Here is a 10,308-nt window from a genome sequence, read left to right as displayed (position 1 = left end):
AAGATTAGCCCAGGTGCTCGGAGAACTCAGCCAGCAGAGCGGACTTGGTCTTGGCGCCTACGGTCTTCTTGACGACCTCGCCACCCTTGAAAAGGTAGATAGCGGGGATAGAGGTAATGCCGTACTTCATGGCGGTATCGCCACTTGCCTCAACATCCACCTTGACCACGTCGACGCGACCAGCGTACTCGCCGGCGATCTCGTCAATTACAGGGCCAACCATGCGGCAGGGGCCGCACCATTCAGCCCAGAAATCCACGATAACGGGCTTATCGTTCTTCAGAACCAGTTCGTCAAAAGTGGCATCAGTTGCCTGCTGTGCACTGCTCACGGAGTGCTCCTTTCTGGCACGGGGCGGATTCCCCTGCGAGTAATACGAATAGTTTAGAGGTTTTCGAGGTAGTGCTGCGCGTCCAGGGCGGCAACAGCACCGGAACCTGCAGCAATAATTGCCTGGCGGTAGGTCGGGTCAATCACGTCACCTGCAGCGAAAACGCCGGGAACGGAAGTCTTCGAGGAACGACCCTGAACCGCGATGGTGTGGTTCTCGGTAATCTCCAGCTGATCGCGCACCAGTTCCACGCGAGGATCGGAGCCAATAGCGATGAACAGACCCTGAACAGCCAGCTGGCGCTCAGAACCGTCCTTGGTGTTGGTCAGGGTGATTGACTCGAGGTTGCTCTCGCCGTGAACGGCGGTGACAGCCGAGTCCCAGACAACCTCAATCTTCGGGTTGTTGAACACGCGGGTCTGCATGATTTCCGAAGCACGGAAAGAGTCGCGGCGGTGCACCAGGTACACCTTGGATGCGAAGGTCGTCAGGAACAGCGCCTCCTCCAGCGCGGAGTCGCCGCCACCGACCACGGCAATTTCCTTGTCCTTGAAGAAGAAGCCATCGCAGGTCGCGCACCAGGAGACGCCATAACCGGAGAGTCGGTCTTCGCCCTCGATGTTGAGCTTACGGACCTGAGAACCGGTGGTCATGATGACGGTCTTCGCCAGGTGAACGGCGCCGTCTGCGGTGTAGACCTTCTTCACGTCGCCGGTGAGTTCGACCTTTTCTACGTCCTGGTAGCGGATGTCTGCACCGAAACGCTCAGCCTGCTGACCGATGTTCTCCATCAGCTCGGGGCCCTGGATGCCCTGAATGAATCCGGGGAAGTTCTCCACCTCGGTGGTGTTCATGAGGGAGCCGCCGGGTGCCAGGGAGCTGGCGAAGAGGACGGGCTTCAGCTCGGCGCGTGCCGCATAGATTGCTGCGGTGTAGCCGGCGGGGCCGGAGCCCACAATAATGACGTTGTGGACGGTTGCGTCGGCCTCAACCTCGGCTGCCGGTGCGGCTTTGGTGGCGGGTGCGGATGCGAGGTTCAGATTGCCTAGGGCGGAGCCTCCGAAGAGGCCTCCCAGATTCTCAGTCATCAGATATATCTTTCCGTTGTAGGTCTTTCGTTCTGCCCCTATAACAGGGCTTTATCCTCGATTATTCCATTTTTTGGGGACCCTTATCCAGATACTCCGCGCACTGTGAATCTTTGAGTAGCGGCCCTGCCATAAAGAGTCATAAATGGACATCAAAAGGGCGGGGCTTCCGAACCGTTGAGTTCAGAAGCCCCGCCCTTGTGTTTGGGGTGCGAGCGCCCTGTTGGCGTCACGTTATAGGTTGATTAGTCCACCTTGATTTCGTTGATGCGCAGACCGTAACTCCAGTTTCCAATGGGCAGGGAGAGGCGGGGCAGCTCGTTGACCACGATGATCACGTAGGCGCCCTTTTCTGCGCTCTGCTTGGAGGTGTCCAGGGTGACGACCGCGTCCTTGCCTTCGAAGGTGCCCTTGCCGACCTCAACCGCGCCGCTCAGCGATGCGGAGCTGTTGGTGTAGACGGTGAAGGAGCCGCCGGTGCCGGTGGTCTGCTGGATGGTCAGCTTGGAGACGACGGTGGGGGTCTGCAGCTTCAGTGCCAGGCCGAATTCCTTGATGGTGCCGGCGTAGTTGGCGGTGCCGAAGCCGTAGCTGATCCATGCGGTGTTGGCGTTACCGTCGGTCAGGTTGGGGATGAGGGTGTCCATGTCGTTCATGAACGTGGGGTCCGAGGGTGCGAAGCGAGCCACGGACGCAATCTTAGCCGGCGCGTTCGATGCCTTAGCGGTCGGGGATGCCGATGCGCTGGCGCTTGCCGCAGCCGATTCGGATGCCGAGATAGAAGACTTGGGGGTGTGGGGGCCTGCTGCCTGGTTGGAGCCGATAGCGCCCAGGGAGGTGAGGATACCGCCTGCAACGATGACAAGTAGCAGGACGGCTGCCAGGGCAACTGCCCAGGTGCCGCGGCTACCGTCTTCTTCGTCCTCATCATCTTCGTAGATGCTGGTGGGTTCGGAGTACGCGGTGACGGCTGCGCCGTCGGATGCGTTCCAGTTCTTGGCTGCGGTGATGCTCTCCTGGCTGGCGGTGGAGGAGGAGACCTTCTCGTAAGTGTTGGGGGAGCTGCCGCTTTCGGAGTCGCCGAAGATTTCGGTGCCCAGTGCGTCTTCTGCGTTGGAGAGTGCGTGGTTTTCGACCAGCAGGGTGTCCAGCAGGGTGTCGGGGCGGGTGTGGGAGGTGACGAGGTAGCGGCTACCTTCGGGGGTGATGCCCAGGTCAAGGATCTGGATGTTGCCGCGTGCGTTGGTTGCGAGCGCGCGGGAGTTTGCTTCCAGCAGTGCGCTGCGGCTGGGCGATGCGACGACGACCGAGACCTTACGGTTGAGAATCTGGTCGGTGCCTTCAAGCACCATGTCGGATTCAGCCGTAATGATGATGTGTGCGGTGATCTCGTAGCGGCCTCCGAGGACCGATCCGACCGGAATCTGTTGCGACAACGTGTTCTCCCGAGGTGGTTTCATAGTGCCTGCCGTGTGGCGGGCCCTGACTATTAGATTCTACCCGGCATTGAAGGATGCTGGGGCTGAGTGATAGTTTGTGGCGTTCGGGTGGCTGCCTGCGCCTTCTGTGGGCCCCGGTGTGGGGTGTAGAAGGCACAGGCGAGGGCTACCCGGTTTGTGCGTTGTGCGTTGCTTTAGCGGCGGGCAAAACGCTCAAGTTTGGAGGTGAGGGGTGCCAGTAGCGCGTTGGCTTCCTTGACGCGGAAGATCTGCACGCCTGCGAGGTATGCGAGGCCCATGACGGTGCCGCATACGGCGAGGGTGATGATGGCGGTGATCTTGGATGCCCATGCGAATCCGTCGAGCTGGTAGCCGCCGAGCAGCCAGAGCGCGATGGCTGCGATGCCGCCGGCGAAGAGGGATGCGAGGGTGGTGCGGGCGTAGGTGCTGATGATGCCTCGCTGGCCGTAGTAGCCGAGGCGGCGGCGGACCATGTGGTGGCTGATGAACAGGATCAGGATGTTGTGCACCGGGTAGATGAACGCGAGCAGGTACACGGTGTACTGGGCGTCGAGCAGGGATGCTGCGAAGCTCATGATGACCATGATGATGGCGGAGTACACCTGGATGCGGAAGGGGGTGCGTGCGTCTTCGCGGGCGTAGAGTACGCGGCTGTAGAGGTAGTTGATGGTGAGGGTGGGGGTGCCGAGCGCGGTGATGACGATGAGCTTGGCGATGATGGTTGCTGCGATGGGGTCGCCGCCGCTGAAGAGTACGGCGATGGGGCCTGCGAGCACCATGAGCGCGACCATGCAGAAGACGGTAGCGACCGCTGCGTTGCGCAGGCCGTGCGAGAGCGCGTAGATGACGCTGTCGCTGTCGTCTGCGATGGCGGATGCGCTCATGCGGTTGAAGAGCACGGTGGCGATGGAGATGCCGATGACGCCGTGCGGGAGCATGTACAGCATGGAGGCGTAGTTGAGCGCCTGCAGACCCGGAATCTGGATGCCCAGGGCGGCGTAGTGTTCGCGCTGGCCGACGATGCCGGCGGCAACCTTGGTCATGTAGAGGAACGCGAGGTTGGAGATGATGCCGGAGGCGAGGGTCCAGGCGGCGAGCTTGGAGGCTGCGCGCAGGCCGATGCCGCGCCATGCGAAGTCGGGCTTGAGGCGCAGGCCGAGCTTGCGTAGGGGGATGAACAGGACGAGTGCCTGCATGATGACGCCGAAGGTGGAGGAGCCAGCCAGCACGAGGGTCTGGGCGTTGGTCCAGGTTGCTACGGTGTGAATCGGGTGGGGGTTGGGGGTCTGTGCGCCGAAGAGGAAGATGAAGAGGAATAGCGACAGGATGGTGATGACGTTGTTGAGTACGGGCGACCACATGTAGGCACCGAATGCGTCTTTGGCGTTGAGGACCTGTCCGATGACGGTGTAGAGGCCGTAGAAGAAGATTTGGGGTAGGCACCAGAGGGAGAAGATGAAGCCGAGCTGTCGTTGTTCGGGGCTCCATCCTGAGCCCATGATGCTGATGATGGGCCAGGCGCAGGCGACGGTGATGATGGTGATGAGGCCGATTGCGGTGACGGTGAGGGTGACGAGTTTGGAGATGTATCGTGCGCCGCCGTCTTGTGCTTTGGCAGCCTTGATGATTTGGGGTACGAGGACCGCATTAAAAACGCCGCCCGCAACAAGCACGTAGATGAGGTTGGGTAGGGTGTTGGCGGTTTCGAAGACGTCGCCGACGGTTGAGAGTGAGCCGATGGCTACGGTGAGCAGGATGGTCTTGACGAATCCGAGGATGCGCGAGACGAGGGTGCCTGCTGCCATGATTGCGCTTGAGCGGGCGTCGTTACGTGCCACGTATGTCTCTCCTGTGTCGGCGGGTGATTGCTTCTTTTAGTTTTGGGGCTCTATTTAACGGGTGTTTAGAGCTGGGTGGTGATGTATTCGCGCGCGCTGCGGGCGATGTGTTGCTCGTTGGCGAATGAGAGGCGGGTGGGGAGCTCTTCGAGGGGGACCCATGCGACGTCGATTGCTTCGTGGTCGGGGTCGTTGTCGATGCTGAGTTCGCCGCCGGTTGCTGCGAAGAGGTAGTGGTGCACGGTTTTGTGGATGCGCGTGCCGTTGGAGGTGAACCAGTAGGCGATGGTGCCGAGGGAGGCTACGGGGTAGCCGGTGATTCCGGTTTCTTCGCTGATTTCGCGTTGTGCGGCTTCGACGGTGGTTTCGCCGTGTTCGATGTGGCCTTTGGGTAGGCACCATTCGCGTTGTCCGTTGCGGTTGATGCGGGCGATGATGGCTACGGGTAGTTGTTCGGGTCGGTCGAAGTCGATGATGAGTCCGCCTGCGGAGACTTCTTCGGGGGCGGGTACCGCTCGCGCGGGCGCGGTGAAGCGCGTTTTGGGTGCGCGGGGTACGGGAATGCTCATGGTTCTACCTTAACCGATATGTGAGGGTTTGTGTGTCTCGGTTTTGGGTGAGATAGCTGTCTCTTTGGTGTGGGTGTTGTGGGGGTGGGGTGGGCGTGCTGATGGTTTTTCTGGCACGATTAAAGGATTATGTCGCTGTTTATTGATGTTGTGTCGAAGTACCCGGATGCCGCCGAGCTGGGAGAACTGTACCGTGCGGCGGGTTTTGAGCTGTACTTGGTGGGCGGTATTGTCCGCGACAATCTGCTGGATGATGGCGGCCATTTCACCGATTTTGATTTGACGACGGATGCTACTCCGGAGCAGAGCGAGCAGATTCTGCGTGGTTGGGGTGAGCATACGTGGGATATCGGCAAGGAGTACGGCACGATTAGTGCGCGTAAGAATGGCGTGGTGTATGAGGTGACCACGTACCGTGCTGAGGTGTATGTTTCGGATTCGCGTAAGCCGACGGTTGAGTTCGGTACGGACCTGAGTGCCGACCTGGTGCGCCGTGATTTCACGATTAATGCGATGGCGGCGGCGTTGCCGAGTGGTGAGGTTGTTGACTTGTTTGGCGGCGTTGAGGATTTGCGTGCGGGTGTTTTGCGTACTCCGCGCTCGCCGCAGGAGTCTTTTTCTGAGGATCCGCTGCGTATGATGCGTGCGGCTCGTTTTGCTGCGCGTTTTAATCTTGAGGTTGCCCCGGAGGTTTTCGAGGCGATGCGCGAGATGGCTGGCCGTATTGAGATTATTTCGGCTGAGCGTGTGCGTGATGAGCTGGTGAAGCTGATTGAGGCGGATTATCCGCGGGTGGGTTTGAACCTGCTGGTGGATACGGGTCTGGCGGATTATGTGTTGCCGGAGCTTCCTGCGTTGCGTATGGAGATGGATCCGGCGCATCACCATAAGGATGTGTATGCGCATTCGTTGAAGGTGATGGAGCAGGCGATGGAGAAGGAGACGGGCGAGGACGGTCCGTGCCCGGCTCCTGATTTTATTCTGCGTTTTGCGGCGTTGATGCACGATATTGGTAAGCCGAAGACTCGTAAGTTTGAGAAGGACGGCTCTGTCTCGTTCCTGCACCATGAGGTGGTGGGCGCGAAGATGGTGAAGAAGCGTATGCGTGCGCTGCGTTTTGATAATGACACGATTAAGGCTGTGGCTCGCCTGGTGGAGCTGCATATGCGTTTTTATGGTTACCGTGAGTCGGGTTGGACTGATTCTGCGGTGCGCCGTTATGTGCGTGATGCGGGGGATCAGTTGGAGCGTCTGCATCGTGTGTCGCGTTCTGATGTGACGACTCGTAATCGTCGTCTGTCGCGCTCGCTGGCTGAGGCGTATGACGATTTGGAGCGTCGTATTGCTGAGTTGGCTGCTCAGGAGGAGCTGGATGCGATCCGCCCGGACCTGGATGGCGGCCAGATTATGCAGATTCTTGGTATTGCGCCGGGCCCGGTGGTGGGTGAGGCGTATAAGTTCTTGTTGAACCTGCGTCTGGATGAGGGTTCGCTTCCTGAGGAGGAGGCGAAGGCTCGTCTTTTGCAGTGGTGGGAGCAGCGTCAGAGGGCGTAGCTTCTGCGGTTTTTCGGTACCGCATCGCATGGTTGAGGTCACGCGGTGCGGTACTGTTCTATCTGCTTTTTCTCGTGTATTGTTAAGAAATCTATGCGTGTTCCCCACCCGGTGTGCTTCACGTGTAGAGCACAATGAATCTCCTGCTATGGAAATCCCATAGCCGTTTAGCCCAAAGGAGGGGTTTAATCATGCGTGCATATGAACTGATGGTTATCCTCAGCCCCGAGGTTGAGGACCGTGCGGTTGAGCCGTCGCTGTCCAAGTTCCTCGAGATCGTGACCAACGAGGGTGGTTCCATCGACAACGTCGATATCTGGGGCCGTCGTCGCCTGGCATACGAGATCCAGAAGAAGTCTGAGGGTATCTACGCAGTGGTGAACTTCACCTCTACCCCCGAGACCGCAGCTGAGCTCGATCGTGTTCTGAACCTGAACGAGTCCGTCATGCGTACCAAGATCATCCGCCCGGAGGATCAGAAGATCTCCAGCAAGTAGTTGTTTCTTGCCGGTCGGCTGACCCCCTAAAAATGTCAGGGGGTTGCGCTGTACTGGATTCAACATACTTGTAACTCTTATCGAGGAGGCATCAAATGGCAGGCGATACCGTTATTACCGTTATTGGTAATCTGACTGGCGATCCGGAGCTTCGTTACACCCCTGCGGGTGCGGCGGTTGCTAATTTCACGATCGCATCGACTCCGCGTACTTTTAACCGCCAGACGAACCAGTGGGAGGACGGGGAGACCCTGTTCCTGCGTGCGTCGGTGTGGCGTGGTTACGCTGAGAATGTTGCAGAGACCCTGAAGAAGGGTACTCAGGTTATCGCGCAGGGCCGTCTGAAGTCTCGCTCGTACGAGACCAAGGAAGGCGAGCGTCGTACTTCGTTTGAGCTTGAGGTCGAGGAGATCGGCCCGACTCTGCGTTTTGCTACTGCTCAGGTGACTCGCGCACAGCGTTCTGCCGGAGGTAATAACTTCGGTGGCGGTGCGCAGGGTGGCTTTGGCGGTGGCGCTGGGTACAACGCTGCTGCTCAGGGCGGTTTCTCCGCTCCTCAGCAGAACAATTTTGCTGCTCCCCAGGGTAATGGTTACTCTGGCCAGTCTGGCTACTCCGCTCCGGCTGCTCCGGCGGCCCCCGCAGCTCCTGCTGCTGATCCGTGGAGTTCTCAGTCTGGTGGTAACTATGACTGGGGTAGCGGCGCCGACGACGAACCTCCGTTCTAAGCCGGTTTCGTTTTCCGAATAGTAATTTATCAATCCATCCCGCGGTTATCCGCCGCGGGCTCCCAACTCTAAGGAGCACCACGATGGCTAAGGCTGAAATCCGTAAGCCCAAACCCAAGCAGAACCCCCTCAAGGCTGCTGACGTCACCGTTATCGACTACAAGGACGTCGCACTTCTGCGCAAGTTCATCTCCGACCGCGGCAAGATCCGCGCTCGCCGCGTGACTGGCGTGACCGTTCAGGAGCAGCGCAAGATCGCTCAGGCTATTAAGAACGCCCGCGAAGTTGCACTGCTGCCCTACTCCGGCGCTGGCCGCTAAAGAGAAGGAGAGACAGTAACATGGCTAAGATCATTCTGACTCAGGAAGTTTCCGGCCTCGGTGCAGCTGGCGATGTTGTCACCGTTAAGGACGGTTACGCACGTAACTACCTGCTGCCCCGCGGCTTCGCCGTGACCTGGACCCAGGGTGGCGAGAAGCAGGTTGAGTCCATCCGCGCCGCTCGTGCGGCTCGCGCCAAGGCTTCTCTGGAAGAGGCTCAGGCAATTGCTGCGTCCCTGGCTGCTAAGCCGGTTGTCGTTGCACACAAGGCTGGCGCTGACGGCCGCCTGTTCGGTACCGTCAAGGCTGAGGCTATTGCTGAGGCTATTGAGGCTGCTGGCATTGGCTCCGTTGACAAGCGCACCATCCACCTGGGTTCCGCTATCAAGCGCACCGGTGAGTACAAGGTGACTGTCCGCCTGCACGCTGACGTTGTTGCTAATGTTGTCCTGGACGTCGTTGCTGCTGCGTAAGTAGATTTTTAGATATTTGACGCTGATGCTTTGAAGCTTCGGTGTTGAGTATTGGACGGGGTGTCCCTCTTCGTGAGGGGCACCCCGTTTGTTGTACCCGTAGCTGTGCCCGCTCCGGTGCATGTTTCACGTGAAACATTGTTTTTGGGAGGTTGAGAATAGGAGTTGGGCGGCAGAAGGATTGGTGGTTGGAACGGTTGCGACTGCGAGGTAGGCCAATTGACCCCGTAGACTGGTAGACATGGCTCGATCTTTTTCACGTTTGTCTTCTAGTGCTCAGCTTCTGCTCACGGGTGTGGTTCTGGAGTGCATTACTTTGTTGCTGTGTGCTCTAGCGGTTATCCCGTTTGCGGATGCTAATATCGCCACCATTATTTTTCTGTTGCTGTTGATAGTAGGTGGCCTTGCCTCCAGCATTGCCCTGGTGTGTGCGCTGGTGGGTCTGGTGAAGTTCCGTCAGTACCGCGTGGCTAATATTTGCTTGGCGGTTATTTCTGTAGTCGCTAATCCGCTGGTACTGCTGGGCCTGTATATGGCGGCTTATTAGCCTGGTTTGAGGCTCGCAAACTGCACAATATCAAAGCTCTCAGGCTTCTGTTGGTCTTCTCCCAGCTTGTTTCCAGCTAAATTCAATCCTCCCATAAGGTTGGGGGTGTTTACTATAAGTGTTGGTTCGAGAGGACTGCGATGTGAATGTGTGTGTTTCGTGTAGCGGGGTCGCCCGCTAGCGAAAGAAGGATGGCAAGGCAAAAGCGCCTTGCCTTTCTTCTTTTAATGCGGCATATAGTTTCCGTGTGAAATCCGGGGTGCTGCGCCTCGATTCTGAGGAAAAATCTATTCCCAGCTTTCTTACAGCTTTAACCTACAGGGAATAAAGGTTTACGCGTAATACTTTATATAGATGGTTCGAGAGGACCATCAGAAAGTTGGACTTTCCTTGCGGAAGTGGCTCTGATTTTCGTATGTATGTGTGTGTGATGAGACTGGGGTTGGATCGAGAGGTCCAGCTCCAGTTTCTGTTTAACCTCTGAGCTTTGCCGTGGTGGTGACCGGGATAGCGTTAGGGCATGCTGTAACCGTGGTGCACCGTAATAAAGGGCAACTATACTTCTACATAACGTCATATTTCCTTTCTTGTGGGTGGCGGGTCTAGAATTAGGGAAGATAAATTTTGCATATTAAATACAAGTATTGAGGAGTTGTCTCCCGTGTCTAAGACCCCTTCCGTTCCCGGTACCGACCGCCCCGCTGAAAAGGCTGCGGGCCACTGGTTGCTCGCCCAGCTGGGCAAGAAGGTTCTGCGCCCCGGCGGCCGCGAGACCACCAACTGGCTGCTGGCTCGTGCCCTGGGCGGCGACATTGACGTCGTGGAGTTTGCGCCCGGCCTGGGTATTACCGCCCTGGAGATTGTGAAGCGTTCCCCCAAGAGCTACACCGGTGTGGATCTTGA

11 protein-coding genes and 1 pseudogene are annotated in these 10,308 nt (G+C 58.1%); 7 read left to right on the top strand and 5 right to left on the bottom strand.

The features are described from left to right. Positions 1 to 4: 4 nt before the first annotated feature. The 5 genes from trxA to QZ540_RS07265 form a co-directional block, all read right to left on the bottom strand. Entirely contained in the window at positions 5 to 331 is a 327-nt protein-coding gene (gene trxA / locus QZ540_RS07285) for a thioredoxin (protein ID WP_070648664.1), read from the bottom strand. Between the two features lie 53 nt (positions 332 to 384). Continuing rightward, positions 385 to 1,419 (bottom strand): thioredoxin-disulfide reductase, encoded by a 1,035-nt coding sequence (gene trxB / locus QZ540_RS07280; RefSeq protein ID WP_049332218.1) that lies wholly within the window; start codon positions 1,417 to 1,419, stop codon positions 385 to 387. A 245-nt stretch (positions 1,420 to 1,664) separates the two neighbouring features. Continuing rightward, the gene (locus tag QZ540_RS07275) at positions 1,665 to 2,855 is read right to left on the bottom strand and encodes a serine/threonine protein kinase (protein WP_294628804.1); all 1,191 of its coding nucleotides are present in this window, start codon (positions 2,853 to 2,855) and stop codon (positions 1,665 to 1,667) included. 197 nt (positions 2,856 to 3,052) lie between these two features. Then, positions 3,053 to 4,717 carry a murein biosynthesis integral membrane protein MurJ gene (gene murJ / locus QZ540_RS07270; RefSeq protein ID WP_294628802.1) on the bottom strand — a complete coding sequence of 555 codons (1,665 nt, stop codon included), beginning with the start codon at positions 4,715 to 4,717 and terminating at the stop codon, positions 3,053 to 3,055. Positions 4,718 to 4,782: 65 nt separating this feature from the next. Then, the gene (locus QZ540_RS07265; protein WP_005504058.1) at positions 4,783 to 5,286 is read right to left on the bottom strand and encodes an NUDIX hydrolase; all 504 of its coding nucleotides are present in this window, start codon (positions 5,284 to 5,286) and stop codon (positions 4,783 to 4,785) included. 129 nt (positions 5,287 to 5,415) lie between these two features. Here QZ540_RS07265 and QZ540_RS07260 point away from each other — a divergent pair, with 129 nt between their 5' ends. From QZ540_RS07260 to QZ540_RS07230, 7 genes and pseudogenes are all read left to right on the top strand, one after another. Beyond that, positions 5,416 to 6,840 carry a CCA tRNA nucleotidyltransferase gene (locus tag QZ540_RS07260; RefSeq protein ID WP_294628800.1) on the top strand — a complete coding sequence of 475 codons (1,425 nt, stop codon included), beginning with the start codon at positions 5,416 to 5,418 and terminating at the stop codon, positions 6,838 to 6,840. A gap of 191 nt (positions 6,841 to 7,031) precedes the next feature. Beyond that, positions 7,032 to 7,337 (top strand): 30S ribosomal protein S6, encoded by a 306-nt coding sequence (gene rpsF, locus QZ540_RS07255; RefSeq protein WP_070687853.1) that lies wholly within the window; start codon positions 7,032 to 7,034, stop codon positions 7,335 to 7,337. A 95-nt stretch (positions 7,338 to 7,432) separates the two neighbouring features. Further along, entirely contained in the window at positions 7,433 to 8,065 is a 633-nt protein-coding gene (locus tag QZ540_RS07250; protein ID WP_294628797.1) for a single-stranded DNA-binding protein, read from the top strand. A gap of 83 nt (positions 8,066 to 8,148) precedes the next feature. After that, entirely contained in the window at positions 8,149 to 8,385 is a 237-nt protein-coding gene (rpsR, locus tag QZ540_RS07245) for a 30S ribosomal protein S18 (RefSeq protein ID WP_004005948.1), read from the top strand. 20 nt (positions 8,386 to 8,405) lie between these two features. Continuing rightward, positions 8,406 to 8,858 carry a 50S ribosomal protein L9 gene (gene rplI / locus QZ540_RS07240; RefSeq protein ID WP_005504050.1) on the top strand — a complete coding sequence of 151 codons (453 nt, stop codon included), beginning with the start codon at positions 8,406 to 8,408 and terminating at the stop codon, positions 8,856 to 8,858. Between the two features lie 241 nt (positions 8,859 to 9,099). Beyond that, complete coding sequence (locus QZ540_RS07235; RefSeq protein ID WP_294628795.1) at positions 9,100 to 9,405, top strand: hypothetical protein; 306 nt, start codon at positions 9,100 to 9,102, stop codon at positions 9,403 to 9,405. 661 nt (positions 9,406 to 10,066) lie between these two features. Further along, positions 10,067 to 10,308, top strand: a pseudogene (locus QZ540_RS07230) (SAM-dependent methyltransferase); the annotation flags it as partial.

The organism is uncultured Rothia sp., from assembly GCF_916049665.1.
Lineage (GTDB): Bacteria > Actinomycetota > Actinomycetes > Actinomycetales > Micrococcaceae > Rothia.
The sequence above is the reverse complement of the archived record's forward strand: the minus strand, read 5'-3'. Positions and strand labels throughout refer to the sequence as shown.

Coding starts and splice junctions, on each gene's coding strand:
- rpsF (WP_070687853.1), top strand. CDS start 7,032: ATGCGTGCATATGAACTGATGGTTATCCTCAGCCCCGAGGTTGAGGAC.
- rpsR (WP_004005948.1), top strand. CDS start 8,149: ATGGCTAAGGCTGAAATCCGTAAGCCCAAACCCAAGCAGAACCCCCTC.
- QZ540_RS07260 (WP_294628800.1), top strand. CDS start 5,416: ATGTCGCTGTTTATTGATGTTGTGTCGAAGTACCCGGATGCCGCCGAG.
- rplI (WP_005504050.1), top strand. CDS start 8,406: ATGGCTAAGATCATTCTGACTCAGGAAGTTTCCGGCCTCGGTGCAGCT.
- trxB (WP_049332218.1), bottom strand. CDS start 1,419: ATGACTGAGAATCTGGGAGGCCTCTTCGGAGGCTCCGCCCTAGGCAAT.
- QZ540_RS07265 (WP_005504058.1), bottom strand. CDS start 5,286: ATGAGCATTCCCGTACCCCGCGCACCCAAAACGCGCTTCACCGCGCCC.
- QZ540_RS07235 (WP_294628795.1), top strand. CDS start 9,100: ATGGCTCGATCTTTTTCACGTTTGTCTTCTAGTGCTCAGCTTCTGCTC.
- QZ540_RS07250 (WP_294628797.1), top strand. CDS start 7,433: ATGGCAGGCGATACCGTTATTACCGTTATTGGTAATCTGACTGGCGAT.